At 59.8% G+C, this 21,242-nt stretch carries 19 protein-coding genes and 1 tRNA gene; 8 read left to right on the top strand and 12 right to left on the bottom strand.

Annotated features, from left to right (window positions below; all coding sequences use genetic code 11):
• Positions 1-64: 64 nt before the first annotated feature.
• Positions 65-2,122 carry a methyl-accepting chemotaxis protein gene (locus tag HU806_RS16585; protein ID WP_186612437.1) on the bottom strand — a complete coding sequence of 686 codons (2,058 nt, stop codon included), beginning with the start codon at positions 2,120-2,122 and terminating at the stop codon, positions 65-67.
• A 333-nt stretch (positions 2,123-2,455) separates the two neighbouring features.
• Here HU806_RS16585 and HU806_RS16580 point away from each other — a divergent pair, with 333 nt between their 5' ends.
• Positions 2,456-3,673, top strand: coding sequence for an MFS transporter (locus tag HU806_RS16580; RefSeq protein ID WP_186612435.1), 1,218 nt, complete (start codon positions 2,456-2,458; stop codon positions 3,671-3,673).
• A gap of 244 nt (positions 3,674-3,917) precedes the next feature.
• On the top strand, positions 3,918-5,993 hold the full coding sequence (locus HU806_RS16575; protein ID WP_186612433.1) for a delta-60 repeat-containing protein: 2,076 nt from the start codon (positions 3,918-3,920) through the stop codon (positions 5,991-5,993).
• Positions 5,994-6,046: 53 nt separating this feature from the next.
• Here the strand turns inward: HU806_RS16575 and ychF are convergent, their stop codons facing one another.
• The 8 genes from ychF to lbcA form a co-directional block, all read right to left on the bottom strand.
• A complete protein-coding gene (gene ychF / locus HU806_RS16570) occupies positions 6,047-7,147 on the bottom strand; it encodes a redox-regulated ATPase YchF (RefSeq protein ID WP_186612431.1) in 1,101 nt (366 codons plus the stop codon).
• Between the two features lie 21 nt (positions 7,148-7,168).
• Positions 7,169-7,753, bottom strand: a complete 585-nt coding sequence (pth, locus tag HU806_RS16565; protein WP_003185374.1) for an aminoacyl-tRNA hydrolase — start codon at positions 7,751-7,753, stop codon at positions 7,169-7,171.
• 166 nt (positions 7,754-7,919) lie between these two features.
• Entirely contained in the window at positions 7,920-8,522 is a 603-nt protein-coding gene (locus HU806_RS16560) for a 50S ribosomal protein L25/general stress protein Ctc (RefSeq protein ID WP_186612429.1), read from the bottom strand.
• Positions 8,523-8,662: 140 nt separating this feature from the next.
• The gene (locus HU806_RS16555; RefSeq protein ID WP_003171603.1) at positions 8,663-9,604 is read right to left on the bottom strand and encodes a ribose-phosphate pyrophosphokinase; all 942 of its coding nucleotides are present in this window, start codon (positions 9,602-9,604) and stop codon (positions 8,663-8,665) included.
• A 47-nt stretch (positions 9,605-9,651) separates the two neighbouring features.
• Positions 9,652-9,726: transfer RNA gene (locus tag HU806_RS16550), tRNA-Gln, on the bottom strand.
• Between the two features lie 37 nt (positions 9,727-9,763).
• Positions 9,764-10,615, bottom strand: a complete 852-nt coding sequence (gene ispE, locus HU806_RS16545; protein WP_186612427.1) for a 4-(cytidine 5'-diphospho)-2-C-methyl-D-erythritol kinase — start codon at positions 10,613-10,615, stop codon at positions 9,764-9,766.
• 1 nt (position 10,616) lies between these two features.
• A complete protein-coding gene (lolB, locus tag HU806_RS16540) occupies positions 10,617-11,234 on the bottom strand; it encodes a lipoprotein insertase outer membrane protein LolB (RefSeq protein ID WP_186612426.1) in 618 nt (205 codons plus the stop codon).
• A 4-nt stretch (positions 11,235-11,238) separates the two neighbouring features.
• Positions 11,239-12,963 (bottom strand): protease adaptor lipoprotein LbcA, encoded by a 1,725-nt coding sequence (gene lbcA / locus HU806_RS16535; RefSeq protein WP_186612425.1) that lies wholly within the window; start codon positions 12,961-12,963, stop codon positions 11,239-11,241.
• 181 nt (positions 12,964-13,144) lie between these two features.
• Here lbcA and hemA point away from each other — a divergent pair, with 181 nt between their 5' ends.
• The 6 genes from hemA (at position 13,145) to HU806_RS16505 (ending at position 18,524) form a co-directional block, all read left to right on the top strand.
• Entirely contained in the window at positions 13,145-14,434 is a 1,290-nt protein-coding gene (gene hemA / locus HU806_RS16530) for a glutamyl-tRNA reductase (RefSeq protein ID WP_186612424.1), read from the top strand.
• The gene (gene prfA, locus HU806_RS16525; protein WP_186612423.1) at positions 14,431-15,513 is read left to right on the top strand and encodes a peptide chain release factor 1; all 1,083 of its coding nucleotides are present in this window, start codon (positions 14,431-14,433) and stop codon (positions 15,511-15,513) included. Before hemA ends, prfA begins: the two co-directional genes overlap by 4 nt.
• Positions 15,514-15,527: 14 nt before the next feature.
• Positions 15,528-16,358 (top strand): peptide chain release factor N(5)-glutamine methyltransferase, encoded by an 831-nt coding sequence (prmC, locus tag HU806_RS16520; RefSeq protein WP_186612422.1) that lies wholly within the window; start codon positions 15,528-15,530, stop codon positions 16,356-16,358.
• Positions 16,352-17,107, top strand: a complete 756-nt coding sequence (locus HU806_RS16515; protein WP_186612421.1) for a molybdopterin-synthase adenylyltransferase MoeB — start codon at positions 16,352-16,354, stop codon at positions 17,105-17,107. The genes prmC and HU806_RS16515 overlap by 7 nt, the downstream gene beginning before the upstream one ends.
• The gene (gene murI / locus HU806_RS16510) at positions 17,100-17,891 is read left to right on the top strand and encodes a glutamate racemase (protein ID WP_186612420.1); all 792 of its coding nucleotides are present in this window, start codon (positions 17,100-17,102) and stop codon (positions 17,889-17,891) included. The genes HU806_RS16515 and murI overlap by 8 nt, the downstream gene beginning before the upstream one ends.
• 114 nt (positions 17,892-18,005) lie before the next feature.
• Positions 18,006-18,524, top strand: coding sequence for an acyloxyacyl hydrolase (locus tag HU806_RS16505; RefSeq protein WP_186612419.1), 519 nt, complete (start codon positions 18,006-18,008; stop codon positions 18,522-18,524).
• 46 nt (positions 18,525-18,570) lie between these two features.
• Here the strand turns inward: HU806_RS16505 and HU806_RS16500 are convergent, their stop codons facing one another.
• The 3 genes from HU806_RS16500 to phrB all read right to left on the bottom strand — a co-directional run bounded on the left by HU806_RS16500 (position 18,571) and on the right by phrB (position 21,237).
• Positions 18,571-18,876 carry a YkgJ family cysteine cluster protein gene (locus tag HU806_RS16500; protein WP_186612417.1) on the bottom strand — a complete coding sequence of 102 codons (306 nt, stop codon included), beginning with the start codon at positions 18,874-18,876 and terminating at the stop codon, positions 18,571-18,573.
• 28 nt (positions 18,877-18,904) lie between these two features.
• On the bottom strand, positions 18,905-19,660 hold the full coding sequence (locus tag HU806_RS16495; RefSeq protein WP_186612415.1) for an SDR family NAD(P)-dependent oxidoreductase: 756 nt from the start codon (positions 19,658-19,660) through the stop codon (positions 18,905-18,907).
• A 101-nt stretch (positions 19,661-19,761) separates the two neighbouring features.
• Positions 19,762-21,237, bottom strand: coding sequence for a deoxyribodipyrimidine photo-lyase (phrB, locus tag HU806_RS16490; RefSeq protein WP_186612413.1), 1,476 nt, complete (start codon positions 21,235-21,237; stop codon positions 19,762-19,764).
• Positions 21,238-21,242 lie beyond the last annotated feature (5 nt).

The raw sequence follows: 21,242 nt of genomic DNA, 5'->3' as shown, positions 1-21,242 counted from the left end.
AGCGCAAATCTAAAATATTTCTCTGCACTTTCAACCGCTTATCCGTCCCCGCTGCAAATACCCGTCAACCGAGTTGAAATCTCCCTGTGTTCGCGCTCAAGGCCTGGCTGCCTTGGCTCAAGGTGTCGGCCGCCAGGTTCACGGCGCGGGCGCCTTCGAGCAGGCGCATGGCCGCTTGGTCGACTTGCTGGATATTGCCGCTGACCTCGTCGGCGGTGCTGGCCTGTTCGTCCACCGCCGTGGCGATTTGCGCCAGGGTATCGGTAACACTTTGCACGGCGCTGGCAATTTCGCCCAGACGTTCGCCAAGGCCAGTGACGGCTTGGGCATCGGTCTGGGCCTGGCCGCAGGCGGCTTCCATCAGGCTGACGGCTTCGTTGACCGTGGCGCGCAGGCTGTCGACAGTGCCGGCAATTTGCTGTGTCGAGGACTGGGTGCGTTGCGACAGGCTGCGCACTTCATCAGCCACTACGGCGAATCCGCGCCCCTGTTCCCCGGCGCGAGCAGCCTCGATGGCGGCATTGAGCGCCAGCAGATTGGTCTGCTCGGCCACGCCACGAATGGTGTCTACAACCAGTTGGATCTGCTGGCCCTGTTCGCTGACCCGGCCCAGCGCGGCGGCGGTTTCGTTGAGTCGTTGATTGAGCTGCTGGATACTCGCCGTGGTGCGTTGGCTGTCACGGCTGCTGTCGGCGGCGATGCGACGGGTCTGCTGCGCGCTGTCAGAGGCCTGCTCGCAACTCCTGGCGACGCCTTGGGAGGTCGCGGCCAACTGCGTCGCGGCGGCGGCGATCTGGCTGATCTGTATCTGTTGCGCCTCGACTTCGCCCAGGGCACCGCTGGAATGAGTATTGAGGGTGCGTACGGCGTTGCTCAGTTGCAGCGTTTCGTGGTCCACACCCAACAGGCTGTTGCGCAACTGCACCACGGCGACATTGAGGGCGGTGCTGATCGCCGCCAGCTCGTCACGGCCTTGTACCGGCACTTGCAGGCTCAGGTTGCCATCGCGCAAGGCTTCGGCCAGCAGCGTGATACCGCTGGCGCTACGCCGGATGGATGCTTGCAGGCAGATGAACAGATAAAGCGCCGCCAGCAGCAGGCAACCCAGCACGGTGGCGACCAGGGTGAATTGACGAATCGCCGAGCCGTGATAATGGTCAAGCCGAGAATCCAGCGCCACCAACGATTGTTGGCGCAGGGTGGCTAGATCCAGAAGAAGGCTGTCCATTTGCTTCTCGAAGTCTTCCGGCTTGAGATTGATGGAGCCGCCGAAAACACCGTCATCGAGGACCTTCAAGCCCGCGTCCAGACGCTTGACGCTGCTTTGGAACTGGCCGGCCCAGGTTTGCAATTCGCTGGGCAAGCGTGTTTCCAGCAATGCGCCGGTCTTGACCAACTGATCCCGAGCGTCGCCCATGCGGCTGCGCAAGTCGCGCAATTGCAGGCGACTCTGCAAGGTGAATTGGCCCGAGACCACCGAGGCCTGGCCGACGCTGGCCAGGCGCCCGACCCGTTCGATCAGCTCAGGTGTCTGCTGGGTCGAGATTTGGGTCAGCAGGTAGGTTTCCAGCCAGGAGGCAAGGGTCAGGCGATTGTCCATGACGATCTGCTCGCGCAGGGCTTGCAGCGCGCCGAGTGCCGAGGCGAAGCGATCATAGCCATCCGGCCACCACCCCACGGTGCCCAGGCTCTTGGAGTCCAGGCCCTTGAGACTGGTTTGCAAGGTTTGGTAGCGGGCGAGGGTGTCGGCTTCGGCGCCTTCGGCCTGAAGGGTCGCGCCCAGGCCGTCGGCGGCCTGATTGAGCGCTGGCTGCACGGCATCGAACGCCGCCATGGCGGCAAGCGTCGCGGGCGTCGGTTGTCGATTGGTTTCCGTGGCCCGCCAGCGAGCCGCGCGATTGCGTTGAGCGGCGAGCAGGTTGTCCAGGTTATCAAGGGCAAGCAACTGACGGACCCCGGCGCGCTCGCCGGAAATCAGGTTGAGCTTGTCGCGATAGTCCTGGCCGATGAGCCACAGGCTGCCCATGAGTGGCAGGATGAACAACAGGAACAACAATTGGAATTTGCGGGCGAAACCAAAATGCCCCAGCAACCGAATTCCCGGTGATAGAAAAGCCTGCATGCCCATACTCCCCTGAGCACCTCTGCACTGTTTTTGTGCGTTTTTACACAGTGCTGAAGCAGGTGCCCTTTTAAAAGGCCTCGAAAGCTTGTCCAGGCCGGCTCTGTAGGCCTGCTCTGTAGCGAAACTTCCCATTCTCGGTCCCCTTTGTAAGGGGCCGCGTCGTAGAGCATTAGCAAGGCAAGATTCAGACCATGGCGTTGCGCTATCACCTTGTTCGGCGACTATTTTTTATAGGTCGATAGCAAGCTAAGGGGATAGCCTTGTCGCACTGAAAAATGGCACATTGATGAACCTGCCCGAGTGCACTCATCTGCCGTATGGAAGCTTCCCATGGCTATCAGCAACACCCAGGCCGACACGACGTCGGTAGCCGCCACCCCTCAAAGCAGCCCGTTGGTCATGCGCATCATTGGTGCGGTGGCATTGGCGCACCTGATCAATGACCTGATCCAGGCCGTATTGCCTTCGATCTACCCGATGCTGAAAGAGAGCTACGGCCTGACATTCACCCAGGTCGGCCTGATCACACTGACCTTCCAGCTCACCGCGTCCCTGCTTCAGCCTTGGGTGGGTTATCACACCGATCGGCATCCCAAGCCTTGGCTTTTGCCGGCGGGAACGGTGTGCACATTGATCGGCATCGTGATGATGTCCATGGTCGGTAGTTTTGCCTTGATCCTGGTGGCGGCGGCGTTGATCGGGATCGGCTCGTCAACCTTCCACCCCGAAGCGTCCCGCGTGGCCCGACTGGCCTCTGGCGGTCGCTATGGCTTGGCGCAATCGACTTTCCAGGTGGGCGGGAACGCCGGCTCCGCCTTCGGTCCACTGTTGGCGGCGGCGATCATCATCCCTTACGGCCAGGGCAATGTGGCCTGGTTTGGGCTGTTCGCGGTGTTTGCATTGTTTGTGCTGTACCGCATCAGCCGCTGGTACGCCAATCACCTTAACCTGTTCAAGCTCAAGCAAGGCCAGGCAGCGACTCACGGGTTATCCAAGGGGCGCGTGACCAGTGCGCTGGTGGTGCTTGGGCTGTTGGTGTTTTCCAAGTATTTCTACATGGCCAGCTTTACCAGCTACTTCACCTTCTACCTGATCGAGAAGTTCGACCTGTCAGTGGCTTCTTCGCAGTTGCACTTATTCCTGTTTCTCGGCGCGGTAGCAGCGGGGACGTTCTTCGGCGGTCCGATCGGCGACAAGATCGGTCGCAAGGCGGTGATCTGGTCCTCAATCCTTGGCGTGGCGCCATTCACCCTGATCCTGCCTCACGTTGACCTGTTGTGGACCAGCATCCTCAGTGTGGTGATTGGCTTCATCCTGGCCTCGGCCTTCTCTGCCATCGTGGTTTACGCCCAGGAGTTGGTGCCGGGCAACGTCGGGATGATCGCCGGCGTATTCTTCGGGCTGATGTTCGGTTTCGGTGGGATTGGTGCCGCGCTGCTAGGGCATCTGGCAGACATCCATGGCATCGAATATGTGTACTGGTTGTGCTCGTTCCTGCCGTTGTTCGGCGTATTGGCGATTTTCCTGCCGAGGACCAAAAAGTCTTGAACCGCGCTCAGGTCAATCCATAAGGCATTCGCGCTCGACCCCGGGTGGGGTCGATGTACCGTTTATCGTTGTCCCTGAGCCATGAATGAACTTGCCGCTCTTTGGTGTTTCCGACGCAAAGAGCCAAATCCAGTCAGATGGCTCAACAAGAAGCCACCGGTCATGCCAATGACCGAGGCAGCGTGCAAAGCGTTGTCGCTCTAACTGGGTGACGAAACCGGCATTTCTTTTAAGGGACTAAACCATGACAACCGTCAATAACCCGAACCTGAGTTCCCACACTGTAAGAACCGGCCCCGGCGCTGTCCAGGTCGACCTCACCGGCCAGCTCGATGATGCGCAGAGCATCATCATCCAGCCGGACGGCAAGATTCTGGTGGGCGGCTATACCGAATACCTGGCATGGGGTTACCCCGGGGCGCCAGGCGAGGAAAGCTACGGCTACGAACAGAATCATTCCGTTATTCGCCTGAATGCCGATGGCAGCCTGGACACGAGCTTCCATGAAGGCGGTGTCGATATCGTACCTGCGCAGACCGCCCCGGCTTCGCATTACGAGCTGACGGCCGTGCAGCCCGACGGCAAGGTGCTCGTCGCCGTCGCGCTGAACAGTGGCGTACAGGTGGAGCGCTTCAACAGCGATGGGACACGCGATACCGGCTTTGGCCAGAACGGCGTTATGACGATCGCCATCAACCATGATTTCAAGGACATCGACTTGACGGCCAATACGGATGGCGCCTTCCAAGTCAGTGCCCGTGGCTTTGACCACGCTAGCGTGACCAAGATTGGCAATGACGGCACCTTGGTCGACGGCTTTGGCAACCATGGCGTCTTGATCGTCGACATTCCTGAAGATCCATTCTTTAACGGCGGGATCTCGACTGCGGTCCAGGCCGATGGAAGTGTCGTGGTCGGCGCTGCCTACAATGCCGCCGGTGTAGGCGATCCGACGTTCGCGCTGCAGCGTTTCAACCCTGGCGGTCAATTGGACACCCGTTTCGGTGACAACGGTGTCTTGCAGTTAAGCGCTGCCATGGGTTTTGGCGAAGACTCGGTGGTCGCTGTGCAGGCTGACGGCAAGGTTCTCGTCATGGGCCATGGCGCAGGCGATAGCGTGGCGATTGTAGCTCGGTTCAACGTCGATGGCTCTTCCGACACCAGCTTCGGCACCGCTGGCACGGTGACCTTCGACGCCGATACGCCCGTGGCTTTGACGGTACAGACAGATGGCAGGATCGTGGCGGCCGGCACGAATAACGGAGATTTCAGCATCATCCGCCTGAACGCCGACGGCACCCTGGACACCGGCTTCGGCAGCCAGGACGGCAAACTCCATGTGGATGGATACGCTGGTGAGGAAATTTTGCGAGGCACCGATGCCGCTGAAATCATCCACGGCCTGGCGGGTGATGATGTGCTCCAAGGCGACGGCGGGCGCGACGTTCTGCAAGGTGGCGCTGGCGCGGACATTTTCCGCTTTACCGAACTGGACGACAGCTTCCGCACGGCCGCGCTGAATGGCAGCGACCGAATCCAGGACTTCGATGTCTCTCAGGACCGCATTGACTTGATCGGCCTGGGCTTCACCGGGATTGGCGACGGCCATGACGGTACCTTGGCGATCCGGGTCAGCGCGGATGGCTCTCGTACTTACCTCAAGAGCTACGACGCGGATGCCGCTGGGCAACGCTTCGAACTGGCCTTGGACGGCAATCTGGCAGGGCAGTTGAACAGCTCCAATCTGGTGTTCAGCGCACCCACCGTTGAAGGTACGTCTGCCAACGATACGATCAACGTTTCCGCCCTGTCAGAAGTTATCTATGGCCTGGCCGGCAATGACCGTATCAACGGCGGCGCCGGAGCGGATGTCATCATCGGTGGTGCGGGCGCAGATCGTCTCAACGGCGGAGACAGGGCCGACATTTCGTTGTGGACGGACAATCGGGAAAACGCCGACGTATTCCGCTATCTCTCCACCGAAGACAGCTACCGTACCGACAGCCAGAGCTTTGCCGACCTTATCGAAGGCTTTACGGTTGACGACAAGATCGATGTATCGGCACTGGGCTATACCGGCTTCGGAGAGGGGACGGACACGACGCTGAAATTGGTTTACAACGAGGCATTGGACCGCACTTACCTGAAGGATGCGGAAGCGGACGCGCAAGGCCATGCGTTCCAGATTGCGCTGGCTGGGGACTGGCGGGAAAGCCTTGGCGAAGACAACATGGTCTTTGCTCCCGCTGCGGCTCCCGACGCCGAATTAGGCCTGATCGGGGTGGTGCCAGACGTCGATCAATGGCATTTGTTGAGTTGACGCCCATAAAAAAACACCGCGTGACAGTTGCTGCCACGCGGTGTTTTTTTATTTCAAACGTTGAAGCGGAAGTGCATCACGTCGCCATCCTTGACGATGTATTCCTTGCCTTCCAGACGCCATTTACCGGCTTCCTTGGCACCGGCTTCGCCCTTGTACTGGATGAAATCCGAGTAGGCGACGACTTCGGCGCGGATGAAGCCTTTTTCGAAGTCGGTGTGGATCACGCCAGCGGCCTGCGGGGCGGTGGCGCCGACGCGTACGGTCCAGGCACGGACTTCTTCGACACCCGCGGTGAAGTAGGTCTGCAGGTGCAGCATTTCGTAGCCGGCGCGGATCACGCGGTTCAGGCCAGGCTCTTCCAGGCCCAGGGCCTCGAGGAACATGTCTTTCTCTTCACCGTCGTCCAGCTCGGCGATTTCCGCTTCGATCTTGTTACAGACGGGAACAACCATGGCGCCTTCTTCTTCGGCAATGGCCTTGACCACGTCCAGGTGCGGGTTGTTCTCGAAACCGTCTTCAGCGACGTTGGCGATGTACATGACCGGTTTGGTGGTCAGCAGGTGGAAGCCCTTGATCACCAGCTTTTCGTCGGAGCTCATCTTTTTCATCAGGCTGCGCGCAGGCTTGCCTTCGGTGAAGTGGGCGATCAATTGCTCCAGCAGGGCCTTCTGAACGACCGCATCCTTGTCGCCACCCTTGGCGTTGCGGGCGACTTTCTGCAGTTGTTTTTCACAGCTGTCGAGGTCGGCGAAGATCAGTTCCAGATCGATGATCTCGATGTCGCGTTTCGGGTCGACGCTGTTGGAGACGTGAATCACGTTCTCGTCTTCGAAGCAGCGCACCACGTGGGCGATGGCATCGGTTTCACGGATGTTGGCCAGGAATTTGTTACCCAGGCCTTCACCTTTCGAGGCGCCAGCCACGAGGCCTGCGATGTCGACGAATTCCATGGTCGTCGGCAGGATGCGCTTGGGGTTGACGATCGCCGCCAATGCCGCCAGGCGTGGGTCAGGCATTGGGACGATACCGGTGTTCGGCTCGATGGTGCAGAAGGGGAAGTTCTCGGCCGCGATCCCGGATTTGGTCAGGGCGTTGAAAAGGGTGGACTTGCCGACGTTAGGCAGGCCGACGATGCCGCAATTGAATCCCATGGTATTTCCCCTCGGTAAGAGTCAGGCCTTCTGGCTGTGCAGGTTTTTCATCGCGCGGTTCCATTCACCGGCGAGGATATCCGGCAGCACGCCGAGGGCAAAGTCGATGCTGGCATCGAGTTTTTCCTGTTCGGCGCGAGGCGCACGACCCAGGACAAAATTTGAAACCATACTGGCAACGCCCGGGTGGCCTATGCCGAGCCGCAGGCGGTGAAAGGTATTCTGGTTACCCAGCTGCGCGATGATGTCGCGCAGCCCGTTATGACCGCCATGGCCGCCGCCCTGCTTGAGCTTGGCAACGCCTGGAGGCAGGTCGAGTTCGTCGTGGGCCACCAGGATTTCTTCAGGCTTGATGCGAAAGAAACCGGCCAATGCCGCCACGGCCTGGCCGCTGCGGTTCATGTAGGTGGTGGGGATCAATAGACGAACATCCTGACCCTGATGCGAAAAGCGCCCGGTCAGGCCGAAATACTTGCGATCGGCGGCCAGGCTGACGCCTTGTGCGTGCGCGATGCGCTCAACAAAAAGGGCCCCTGCGTTATGCCGGGTCTGTTCGTATTCAGCGCCTGGATTTCCCAAGCCAACGATCAGTTTGATGGCAGTCACGATAGGGGCCCTTCCTGGAGTGGTGGATAACATGTCGCGATCAGACGGCGCGACGACAACGAACTAAAATTGCGGATCTACCGTTAAGTAAACTTCGCGTTCTTGCCCGCTGTCTCGCTACGTTCCAGTCCGCGATGTTTCCGGTCACTCCGGCAACAGAGTGAAATTACTCTGCAGCGCCTTCTTCAGTAGCTTCTGGAGCAACACGTGGAGCGTGGACGTTGGCAACAGCCTTGTCATCGCCGTGCGCCAGGGCAACAAACTCAACGCCTTTAGGAGCCTTGAGGTCGGACAGGTGAATGATCGTGCCGATTTCGGCGTCAGCCAGGTCGACTTCGATGAATTCAGGCAGGTCTTTCGGCAGGCAGGAAACTTCCAGCTCGGAAGTCACGTGCGAGATCTCGCCGCCTTTCTTGACCGGAGCAGCTTCGTTGATGAAGTGCACTGGAACAACAGCAGTCAGCTTCTGACCGGCAACAACGCGGACGAAGTCAGCGTGCATCACGTGGCCTTTGGCCGGGTGACGCTGCAGGGCCTTGATCACGACGTTTTGCTTGGTGCCACCAACGTTCAGCTCGATGATGTGGCTGTAGGCCGCTTCGTTTTCGAGCAGTTTGGCAACTTCTTTGGCCAGCATGCTGATGGATTCAGGGGCTTTGTCGCCACCGTAGACTACAGCTGGAACCAGGCTTGCGAGACGACGCAGGCGGCGGCTCGCACCTTTCCCCAGGTCGGAACGCACTTCAGCATTCAGAGTAAAATCGTTCATGTTGTATCTCCAAAATAGCCATTTCCGAATGACGTCTGCGACCGACGCCAAAGCGGTATGGGCAAAAAAGCCCCGCCCCAACATGAGTGTTGGGGCGGGGCGCTTTTCGTCAACGAGATATCCTGGAAAGGGCAGGGCCCTTAACGGAACATCGCACTGATCGATTCTTCATTGCTGATGCGGCGAACCGCCTCGGCAACTACCGGTGCGATATCCAGTTGACGGATACGCGCACAGGCTTGTGCTGCAGCGGACAGCGGGATGGTGTTGGTCACCACCAGCTCGTCCAGCACGGAATTTTCAATATTTTCGATCGCTCGACCCGACAGCACAGGGTGTGTGCAGTAGGCAAAGACCTTGGCAGCGCCATGCTCTTTCAGGGCCTTGGCCGCGTGGCACAGGGTGCCGGCGGTATCGACCATGTCATCGACCAGAATACAGGTGCGCCCTTCGACGTCGCCGATGATGTGCATCACTTCGGAGTGATTGGCCTTCTCACGGCGTTTGTCGATGATACCCAGATCCACGCCCAGGGATTTGGCAACAGCCCGTGCACGCACGACGCCGCCGATATCCGGGGACACGATCATCAGGTTTTCGAAGCGCTGATCTTCAATGTCATCCACCAGTACCGGGGAGCCGTAGATGTTATCCACGGGAATATCGAAGAAGCCCTGGATCTGGTCAGCATGCAGATCAACCGTGAGGACACGATCGATGCCGACTACGGTCAGCATATCAGCCACGACTTTCGCGCTGATAGCCACACGTGCGGAACGCGGACGGCGATCCTGACGGGCATAACCAAAGTAAGGAATAACAGCAGTAATACGAGTAGCCGAGGAGCGGCGGAAGGCATCAGCCATCACGACGAGTTCCATCAGGTTATCGTTGGTCGGAGCGCAAGTCGGCTGAATAATGAAGACGTCTTTACCGCGAACGTTTTCATTGATCTCGGCAGTGATTTCGCCGTCGGAGAACTTACCGACAGAAATGTCACCGAGAGGGATATGCAGCTGACGTACTACACGCCGAGCCAGATCGGGGTTAGCGTTCCCCGTAAAGACCATCATCTTGGACACGCGCAGTACCTGAAGGCTGAGGGTATACCTGGATGAGTATAGGAAAATGGCAGGGGCGGCTGGATTCGAACCAACGCATGGCAGGATCAAAACCTGCTGCCTTACCGCTTGGCGACGCCCCTGTATCTGTTGCTGCGAGTGCCCAGCACTCGATTCCTTTTAGAGCAGACTTTGCAGCTTGCGATGCAACATCGAAACGTTGCTTCCCTTTGCTACAAACCCTGTAAGGGTCTCTGTCAGAAGGGCCGAGACTTTATCAGCTTCAGCTTTGCTTGGGAAGCCCCCAAACACACAACTTCCAGTTCCGGTGAGTTTTGCTTCGGTAAATTTACCTAACAAATTCAAAGCGTTACGAACATCTGGATAACGCCTTGCTACCACCGGTAAGCAGTCATTTCGACTGTTTCCCTTGGGAACGGGGCGCACTTTAATGGGCTCCGAGTTACGTGTCAACAGCGGATCTGAAAAAATTTCTGCTGTACTTACAGATACTTGCGGCACCAGTACCAGATACCAGGGTTCTTCGGGTTCCACCGGGGTGAGTTTTTCCCCGACGCCCTCGGCAAAAGCCGCGTGGCCACGCACGAAAACCGGTACGTCGGCCCCCAGCGTCAGGCCCAGGGCTGCCAGGCGATCCATGTCCCAGCCAAGCTGCCACAAGTGGTTGAGCCCCAGCAACGTGGTGGCCGCGTTCGAGCTGCCGCCACCGATGCCGCCGCCCATGGGCAGGATTTTTTCGATCCAGATATCGATGCCCAGTGAACAACCGGACTGCTCCTGGAGTTTTTTCGCGGCCTTGACGATCAGATTGCTGTCATGGGGAACGCCATCGAATTCGGTGTGCAAGTGGATCACGCCGTCATCGCGCACGGCATAGGTGATCTCGTCGCCGTAGTCCAGGAACTGAAAAATCGTCTGCAACTCGTGATAGCCGTCCGGGCGGCGGCCGAGAATGTGCAGCATGAGGTTGAGCTTCGCCGGGGACGGCAGCGTCAGGCGTGTTGCACTCATGTTACTGCCCCAGCTTGCGCGGCTGCCATTGCTTGATGACCAGCGTGACGTCGAGGTTGTTGCCGTGCAGCTTGATGCGCTCGGGCAACCAATAGCCGTTCTGCTGGGCATAGCTGAGGTATTCGATCTGCCAGTCGTCCTGTTCCAGATTGGACAGGCGACTGTCGGCGTCGAGGGTCAGGCGACTTTTACTGTCCGGTGCCGGCAGTCCACGAACCCACCAGGTCAGGTGCGAAACCGGCAGTTTCCAGCCCAGTTGTTCTTCCAGCAGCGCTTCGGGGCTGGGCGCCTCATAGCGCCCCTGGTTGGCGACTTCCAGCGAAACCTGGCCCGGCCGGCCGGTCAAGCGCGCCGCGCCACGACCCAGCGGGCCGGAGAGACGAATGTCGTAGTAATCCTGGCGCTGCAGCCAGAACAAAGTACCGCTTCCGGAATCTTTCGGTGCGCGGATGCCGATCTTGCCGTCGATCTGCCAGCCGTCGAGGCCGCTGAGTTGTTCTTTGTGTTCGCGCCACAGGGCTGGGTTGCCATGACCCTGGACGGATTCCCGAGCGCCGAAGCCCGCGCAACCGGCGAGCAGGGCGATGAAGCTGAAGACGATGAAATGGCGCAAGAACATAATCTTAAAGAGTCTCTGATCCGGTCAGGCGTTTGATGGTGCTGCGCAAGATCTGGCTGTCGGGCTGTTCCTTGAGGAATCTGCTCCAGATCTGCCGGGCTTCGCGCTGTTTGCCGTTGGCCCACAGGACTTCACCCAGGTGAGCGGCGACTTCCTGGTCGGGGAAGCGCTCCAGGGCCTGGCGCAACAGGCGCTCGGCTTCGTCGAGATTACCCAGCCGGTAATTCACCCAGCCCAGGCTGTCGAGCACGGCCGGGTCTTCCGGATTGAGCTGGTGGGCCTGTTCGATCAATACCTTGGCTTCGTCGTAGCGGGTGGTGCGATCCGACAACGTGTAGCCGAGCGCGTTGAGGGCCATGGCGTTGTCGGGGTCTCGTTGGATGATCAGGCGCAGATCCTTTTCCATCTGGGCCAGGTCATTGCGTTTTTCCGCCAGCATGGCGCGGGTGTACAGCAGGTTCAGATCGTCCGGGTATTGCTTCAAGGCCTGCTGCAGCACACTCCAGGCTTTGTCGCCCTGGTTGTTGGCCGCCAGGGTCTCGGCCTCGATCAGGTAAAGCTGGATGCCATAGTCCGGCTGCGTGTCGCGCTGGACGGCCAGGCGACTCTGGGCTTCGGCCGTCTTGCCATTGCCTATCAGGATGTCGGCCTGGCGCAATTGCGCTGGCAAATAATCGTTGCCTGGGCCGACCAGCGCATACTCGATCAGTGCGCTCTCGGGATCGTTGCGTTCTTCGGCGATGCGACCCAGGTTCAAATGGGCCGAATCGACATGGCTTTCCCGGGCGATCAGGTCTTCCAGATAGCCCTTGGCTTCTTCCCAGGCCTTGGCTTCCAGACAGACCAGCGCCAGGGAATAACGCAGGTCGTCATCTTCGGGGTACTGCTGCACCAGGCTGGAAAACTCGACCTTGGCATCGTCCATGCGGTTGTTTTCCACCAGCATGCGCGCGTAGGTGAGGCGCAGGCGTTTGTCGTCCGGGTATTTCTTGATGCTCTTTTCCAGCAGCGGGAGGGCTTCGTCGCCACGGTTCAGGCCTTGCAGAAGGCGCGCGCGCAGCAGGATAGGGGCCACTTCGCCTGCTTCCGGCGGATTGTCTTCCAACAGGGTGAGGGCGCCCTGGGTGTCGCCGTCCTGTTGCAACAGTAGCGCTTTGCCGAAAATCAGCTGGCCGTTGTTCGGATGGCGCTGCAGCAAGCGATCGAAACTCTTCATGAGGCCGTTGCGGGTCTCCTGGTCGGTATCGGCTGCAGACAACGCAAGGAAGTCGAAATGGGTGTCACCCTTGCCCAGCAAGACTTTTTCCATATACATCATGGAGTCGTCATAACGCCCGGCACGCGCCAGCTGCACGGCGGCGGCGCGTTGCGCTTCGAGATCGTCCGGGGCGTTCTTGGCCCAGATCAGCGCGGTATCCAACGCCGGCTGGTCGGCGCCCAGGTATTCGGCAATGCGAAAGGCCCGCTCGGAGATGCCCGGATCCTGGGTGTTGATCGCCTGGGTCACGTAGTTGTCCAGCGCAATATCGAATCGATTGCGTTGGCCTGCCAGCTCGGCGCTCAACAGGCTGAAGATGGTTTCTTCGCTGAACGAGCCGTAGACCTTTGGCTTTTCGGGGACCGGGGGGCTGCCTTCGACCGGTGGCGTACCCTCCGTCGATACGGGGGCCATGGACTGGCAGCCGCTGAGGAAGGCAAAAGCGAGGAGCAACGCAAAAGATCTATTCATATAGGAAGAGGACGACTTACCTGCGGTCGGATCATCATGACACAAGCCATCGGTCAAACATAACCGAGTCTCGGCGGATGCTTTATAGACACAGGTAATTGTGACAATAGCCGGTGGTGGTTGTTCTGAATCTGGCGAAGTAGGACAATTGCCGGCTTCACGTCACCATCAGCGACCTTGAATGGCCTTCCTTGCACTTGGTATCAACCACAAGACTGCTTCAGTAGACGTCCGCGAGCGCGTGGCCTTTACGCCTGAGCAGCTGGTGGAGGCCCTGCAGCAACTCTGCCGACTCACCGACAGTCGCGAAGCTGCGATCCTTTCCACCTGCAATCGCAGCGAGCTTTATATAGAGCAGGATCACGTTTCGGCCGATTCAGTGCTGCGCTGGCTGGCCGAATACCATGATTTGAGCCTCGAAGAGCTGCGTGCCAGTGCTTATGTGCACGAAGACGATGCGGCCGTTCGTCACATGATGCGTGTCGCCTCCGGGCTCGATTCGCTGGTGCTGGGCGAGCCGCAGATTCTTGGCCAGATGAAGTCGGCCTACGCCGTGGCCCGCGAGGCCGGCACCGTTGGCCCGCTGCTGGGGCGCTTGTTCCAGGCCACATTCAATGCCGCCAAGCAGGTGCGCACCGACACCGCCATCGGCGAGAACCCGGTGTCCGTGGCGTTTGCCGCCGTCAGCCTGGCGAAACAGATTTTCAGTGATTTGCAACGCAGCCAGGCGCTGCTGATTGGTGCCGGCGAGACCATCACCCTGGTCGCCCGCCATCTGCATGAGCTGGGCGTGAAGCGCATCGTCGTCGCCAACCGTACCTTGGAGCGCGCCAGCACCTTGGCCGAGCAGTTCGGTGCACACGCCGTGCTGCTGTCGGATATTCCGGCTGAGTTGGTGCACAGCGATATCGTCATCAGTTCCACCGCCAGCCAATTGCCGATCCTGGGCAAGGGCGCGGTGGAAAGCGCCTTGAAGCTGCGCAAACACAAGCCGATCTTCATGGTCGATATTGCGGTTCCCCGTGACATCGAGCCCGAAGTAGGCGAACTGGATGACGTTTATCTCTACAGCGTCGACGATTTGCATGAAGTCGTCGCCGAAAACCTGAAGAGTCGGCAAGGCGCGGCGCAGGCGGCTGAGGAAATGATCACCGTCGGCGCCGACGATTTCATGGTGCGCCTGCGCGAACTGGCGGCGGTGGACGTGCTCAAGGCGTATCGTCAGCAAGGCGAACGCCTGCGCGACGAAGAATTGCAGAAAGCCCAGCGCCTGCTCGCCAATGGCGGCAGCGCCGAAGAGGTGCTGGTGCAGCTGGCGCGCGGCCTGACCAACAAATTGCTCCACGCGCCCAGCGTCCAGCTCAAGAAGCTGACCGCCGAAGGCCGCCTCGATGCGCTGGCCATGGCCCAGGAACTTTTCGCTCTCGGTGAAGCTTCACCGGATAGCTTTTCGGATAAAAAAACGCAATGAAAGCGTCACTGCTCAATAAACTGGACATTCTCCAGGACCGTTTCGAGGAACTGACCGCCTTGTTGGGCGATGGCGAAGTCATTTCCGACCAGAACAAGTTCCGCACCTACTCCAAGGAGTACGCGGAGGTCGAGCCGATTGTCGCGACCTATAAACAGTTGCTGAAGGTGCAAGGCGACCTTGAGGGCGCCCAGGCACTGCTCAAGGACAGCGATCCGGACATGCGCGAAATGGCGGTCGAGGAAGTGCGCGAAGCCAAGGACCGGTTGGTCGAGCTGGAAAGCGACCTGCAACGCATGCTGCTGCCCAAGGACCCGAACGACGGGCGTAACGTGTTTCTCGAGATCCGCGCCGGTACCGGCGGCGACGAGGCGGCGATCTTTTCCGGCGACCTGTTTCGCATGTATTCGCGGTACGCCGAACGCCGTGGCTGGCGGGTGGAAATCCTCTCGGAAAACGAAGGCGAACATGGCGGCTATAAGGAAGTCATCGCGCGGGTCGAAGGCGACAACGTCTATGGCAAGCTGAAGTTCGAGTCGGGCGCCCACCGCGTGCAACGTGTTCCGGCCACCGAATCCCAGGGCCGCATCCATACGTCGGCCTGCACCGTGGCGGTATTGCCCGAGCCGGACGAACAGGAAGCCATCGAGATCAACCCGGCGGACCTGCGCGTCGATACTTACCGTTCTTCCGGCGCGGGCGGCCAGCACGTCAACAAGACCGATTCGGCGATCCGCATCACCCACTTGCCCTCGGGCATCGTGGTCGAGTGCCAGGAAGAACGTTCCCAGCACAAGAACCGCGCACGAGCCATGGCCTGGTTGTCGGCCAAACTCAACGACCAGCAGACCAGCGCCGCCGCCAACGCCATCGCCAGCGAGCGCAAGCTGCTGGTGGGCTCGGGCGACCGCTCCGAGCGGATCCGCACCTACAACTTCGCCCAGGGCCGGGTCACTGACCACCGCGTCAACCTGACCCTGTACTCCCTCGACGAAATTCTTGCCGGTGGTGTCGACGCCGTCATCGAGCCTCTGCTCGCTGAATACCAGGCCGACCAACTGGCCGCGATTGGCGAGTAAGCACAGGTGAATAAATGACCATCATCGCCAGTTTGCTACGCGCAGCCGAATTACCCGACTCGCCCACGTCACGCCTGGACGCCGAGTTGCTGCTGGCCGCCGCGCTGGGCAAGTCCCGCAGCTTCCTGCACACCTGGCCCGAGCGGATCGTGCCGAGCGAGGCGGCGCTGCTGTTTTCCGAATACTTGCGGCGCCGTCGTTCCGGCGAGCCGGTGGCCTACATCCTCGGTCAACAGGGCTTCTGGAAGCTCGACCTGGAAGTGGCGCCCCGTACGCTGATCCCGCGTCCCGACACTGAACTGCTGGTGGAAACCGCGTTGGCCTTGTTGCCCGCGACACCGGCCCGGGTCCTGGACCTGGGCACTGGCAGCGGCGCGATTGCCCTGGCACTGGCCAGCGAGCGGCCGACCTGGAAGGTCACGGCGGTCGATCGCGTGTTGGAAGCCGTGGCCCTGGCCGAACGCAATCGCCAGCGCCTGGGCCTGCGTAATGTCACGGTGCTGAGCAGTCACTGGTTCAGTGCACTGGACGGCGAACGTTTCGAACTGATCATCAGCAATCCGCCGTACATTGCCGCCAGCGATCCGCACCTGGCCGAAGGCGACGTGCGTTTCGAGCCGGCCAGTGCGCTGGTGGCGGGGCCGGACGGCCTTGACGACTTGCGCGCAATCATTGCCCAGGCCCCCCAACACCTCGAAGCGGATGGCTGGTTGATGCTCGAGCACGGTTACGATCAAGCCGACGCGGTGCGTGGGCTGCTGCAGGAGCAGGGATTTGTCGAAGTCCATAGCCGCAAGGACCTGGGCAATCACGAGCGCATCAGCCTGGGACGCCTGCCGTGCTGAATGATCAAGAGCTGCTGCGCTACAGTCGACAGATCCTGTTGCAGCACGTCGACATCGATGGACAACTGCGTCTCAAGCAAGGCCGCGTATTGATCATCGGCCTGGGTGGCCTGGGCGCCCCGGTGGCTTTGTACCTGGCCGCCGCAGGCGTCGGCGAGTTGCACCTGGCGGACTTCGACACGGTCGACCTGACCAATCTCCAGCGACAGATCATCCATGACACCGATAGCGTCGGCCTGACCAAGGTCGATTCGGCGGTGCGACGCCTGACTGCGATCAATCCTGAGGTTCGACTGGTTCCGCATCCGGCGGCAATGAATGAAGAGTCCCTGGAAAGTGCAGTGTCGGCAGTGGATGTGGTGCTGGACTGTTCCGACAATTTTTCCACCCGCGAAGCGGTGAACGCAGCCTGTATCGCCGCAGGCAAACCCCTGGTGAGCGGGGCGGCGATCCGCCTGGAGGGGCAACTGTCGGTATTCGACCCGCGTCGTCCCGAAAGTCCTTGTTATCACTGCCTCTATGGGCACGGCAGCGAAGCCGAACTGACCTGCAGCGAAGCCGGTGTGCTTGGCCCGCTGGTGGGGCTGGTCGGCAGTCTGCAGGCGCTCGAAGCCTTGAAACTGTTGGCGGGGTTCGGCGAGCCGCTGGTGGGGCGCTTGCTGCTGATCGATGCGCTGGGCACGCGCTTCCGCGAATTGCGAGTCAAGCGCGATCCGGGTTGCACCGTCTGCGGTAGCCGACATGAGTGAAGCGCCGGTCGGTGTGTTCGATTCGGGCGTCGGCGGACTGTCAGTGCTGGGAGAAATCCGTCGGCTGCTACCCAATGAGTCCCTGCTGTACGTTGCCGACTGCGGACATATTCCCTACGGGGAAAAAAGCCCGGAATTTATCCGGCAGCGATGCGCGATCATTGCCGATTTTCTTCGGCGTGAGGGGGCCAAGGCGCTTGTAGTGGCGTGCAACACCGCAACCGTCGCCGGGGTGGCTGAGCTGCGGCGCGATTATCCCGATTGGCCCATCGTCGGTATGGAGCCGGCGGTCAAGCCGGCTGCCGCCGCCACGCGAAGCGGCATCGTCGGTGTGCTGGCGACGACAGGCACCTTGCAGAGCGCCAAGTTCGCCGCGCTACTGGACCGGTTCGCCTCGGACGTGCGCGTGATCACGCAGCCCTGCCCGGGGCTGGTGGAACTGATCGAGGCGGGCGACTTGCACAGTCCGGCCTTGCACCAACTGCTGCTAGGCTACGTCACGCCGCTGTTGGCGGCCGGCTGCGACACATTGATCCTGGGCTGTACGCACTATCCCTTTCTCAAGCCGCTGCTTAAACAGATGGTTCCGGAGTCTGTCATTCTGATCGACACCGGCGCCGCAGTGGCTCGTCAACTTCAGCGGCTACTGGCTGAACGAGCGCTATCGGCAGAAGGGCCTGCCAGCGAAACCCAGTTCTGGACCAGCGCTGATCCGATACATTTAAGAAAAATCCTACCGATGCTATGGAATTCGTCTGACATTGTGCGAAGCTTCGGTGTGTAAAAAAATCGTGAAGATTGTGTAAATCCTGCTGAACTTCTGATTTAGAGCGGATTTCTATAGCTGTGTCTTTTGTAAGAAAAAACTAACTAAGTCTGTCGGAAAAGGATGTTTCTAATGAAGCGCTTATTCTGCTTTGCCGCGTTTGCGGCTGCATTGCTGGGGCACACTTACACCGCGCAGGCGGCGGGTGTGGAGTTTGGGGTCGGCCAGACCGGCGACTCGACCATGACTTATCGACTGGGCATGCAATTTGACTGGGACAAAAGCTGGTTGCAGAGCGACGTCGGTCGCCTGACTGGTTACTGGAGCGGGGCCTACACCTATTGGGAGGGTGATGAGACCTCCAGCAATCACAGTTTGTCGTTCTCGCCTGTCCTCGTGTATGAGTTCGCTGGCCAGAACGTCAAACCCTACATCGAGGCGGGTGTGGGTGTTGCGTTGTTTGAAAACACCGAAGTGGAATCCAACAAACTCGGCACGGCGTTCCAGTTCGAGGACCGAATCGGTTTCGGCCTGCGCTTCAATGGCGGACATGAAGTTGGCATCCGCGCCACTCACTACTCCAACGCCGGCATCAAGTCGACCAATGACGGTGTGGAAAGCTACGCGCTGCACTACACGATGCCGCTGTAACGCTCGAAGTAATGGGGAGCGAGCAGTCGCTCCCCACTATGAACGCCTAGCGATACGCCGTCGAAATCCCCAAGCGCTCTTCGATGCATTCCGGCGCGCCCATTTCGAATTCCCGGCAGATCAGCGGGCGCTTTTCGTAGATCGTGCACATCATACTGTCGCGATCTAGCGCCGCGCACCAGCCGTCGTCAAGCCTCAACATGACTTCGCCGCCCCAGTCGTCGGTATCGATAAAGCGCTCCGGAACGCCAGTATCGGTGATCAGCAGCACTTCAAGCTGGCAACAGCAGGCCGCGCATGTCGAACACGTAACGACCGGCGCGGGAAGCTCAACAAGGGGAATGGTTTTCATGGTGCGCAGTGTAAGGCAACCGGACGGCTCAAGGTTGGCCCTTGATCGGGTACCCGTTTCTCGCCCTGTCTGAAGCCGTGTCTGTCTGGCCTGCCTCGGTCGATTTAGGCAGTGGCCACAGATCCGTCATGGCGGCGGCGGGGAACGCCAGTTCCTGAGGGTGGTCGCTCAGTCGCGTCAATATGTGGTTCGCTGCTGTTTCGACTGACCAATGAACCGGGGCGACGAAACAATCATCGAGATTTGGCGACGGGATGTCGAAGGCGGGGTGTATCAACGTCACATCGATACCGTCACCCGCCAAGTCCACGCGAGCCGACTCGAACAGATAGCGCATCCCTTTGCCATCGGCCTCGATGTTTGATGGAGGCAAATGAGTGAGCGGGCTGGTAATGCCCACCAGATGGGGCGTTGTTCCGGCGCGCAGCAACGGCAAGGCCGCGTCGATACACAGGCTGGTCGCCAACAGGTTGCTGCGCACGATGTGTTCGATGACCGTGTGGTCAACTAACTGCTCAGGAACATATTCAGCGGTACCGGCATTGATGATGACGGTGTCCAACGCGCCCCACTGCCGGGTAATCTGCTGACAGGTTTCCCGGACAGTCTGGCTGTCGGTCAGATTGCCGGGCACCGCCAGTACCTGTCCTGGGTAACGCTGGGAAAGGGCTTGGCAGGTTTTGAGCGAGCTGACGGCTAACCGTGCACCGGCTTTAAGCAACGCCTCGGCCAGCGAGTCGCCCAAGCCGTCGCCTGCACCGGTCAGCCAATACCTTCGGCCCATTTTCTTCCCCCGTTTCAATTGCTGCACCGCTCTAACGCGCCGCCTGCATGACAGAGACCCTGATATTAATAGGACTATATCGGGCCATTATGGTTTTGCATTCAACCTTCAGCAATTTCATGTTCGGTAACCGCCCATTCGTTCGGTTTCACTCCTTGACATGCCGCAAGTCGCTTGAAGGCTTCCAATGCTCGCGCCCGCGACTGAGGCAGGTTGACGATCGGCGCCGGGTAATCCGTTACCCCAAACAATTCTCGCTGGGCATTGGGATTGTGGACCCGCCGCGTATCCAGATCGTTCAACTCCGGTAACCAGCGTTTGATAAATAATCCTTCTCGATCGAATTTTTCCGATTGGCTCAACGGGTTGAAAATGCGAAACCAAGGCGCCGAGTCCGTCCCGGTGGAGGCGCTCCACTGCCATCCGCCATTGTTGGCGGCCAGGTCGCCATCGATCAGGTGTTGCATGAAAAAACGCTCGCCCTCGCGCCAGTCGATCAGCAAGTTCTTGGTCAGGAACATGGCAACGACCATTCGCAAACGGTTATGCATCCAACCGGTTTCGAGTAGTTGGCGCATGGCCGCATCAATGATTGGCAGGCCGGTTCGCGCCTGTTGCCAAGCCGCCAGTTCATCGGGGGCGTTGCGCCAGGCTAGCGCTTCGGTCTCCGGGCGGAAGGCGCGGTGCCGCGAGACGCGTGGATATCCCACCAATATGTGTTTATAGAATTCGCGCCAGAGCAATTCATTGATCCATGTCACTGTTCCGGCGCTACCGCTCTCGAACTCGCCCTGATTGGCTTGCAGCGCGGCGTGCAGGCATTGGCGCGGGGAAATGACTCCAGCCACCAGATAAGCCGAAAGCTGGCTCGTGCCTGGTCTGGCCGGGAAGTCCCGCGCACTTTGGTAATAGTCCAGATGCTGTTCGGCAAAAGTCTCCAGGCGCCGGCGGGCTTCATCTTCACCGGCGGGCCAAAGCGCGCGCAGCGCTTCGCTGGGCGGGGCGAACCCTTCGACCTGGGTCGGTACCGGGTCACTGGCAATCGGGACGGGCGCCTGCGTCGTTGGTGCGGGGACGAGACCAGGCACAGCGAGATGCAGGCGGCTGTAACAGACCTTGCGAAACTGGCTGAACACCTGGAAGTAGCTGCCAGACTTGGTCAGAACGCTGCCGGGCTTGAACAGCAGTTGGTCGAGATGGCTATGAAACTCAACGCCTTGATCATTCAACGCCCGAGCCACTTCGACATCGCGTCGGGTTTCGTTCAGGCCATACTCTTCGTTGACATGCACGGCGCTGATGTTCAGCTCGCGACACAGCGTGGCCAGTACCTGTGGCGCCTGGTTCCAATGCGACGCATGACGGATCAGCAGCGGTATGTTCAACAGGCCCAGGGCGGTGTTCAACGATGCGAGGTTGCGCAGCCAGAAGTCGATTTTGCACGGCGCATCATCGTGGGCACGCCATTGCCCGGGGCTGGGCAAATACACCGCGACACATGGGCCGCGGGCCGCAGCCGATGCCAGGGCGGTATTGTCGTGCAGGCGCAAATCGCTGCGCAGCCAGATCAGTTGCATGGGAT

The sequence above is a fragment of the Pseudomonas sp. SWRI154 genome, from assembly GCF_014268645.1.
Classification (GTDB): domain Bacteria; phylum Pseudomonadota; class Gammaproteobacteria; order Pseudomonadales; family Pseudomonadaceae; genus Aquipseudomonas; species Aquipseudomonas marvdashtae.
Note: the sequence above shows the minus strand (reverse complement) of the source record. Positions and strands in the feature narration are given on the sequence as shown.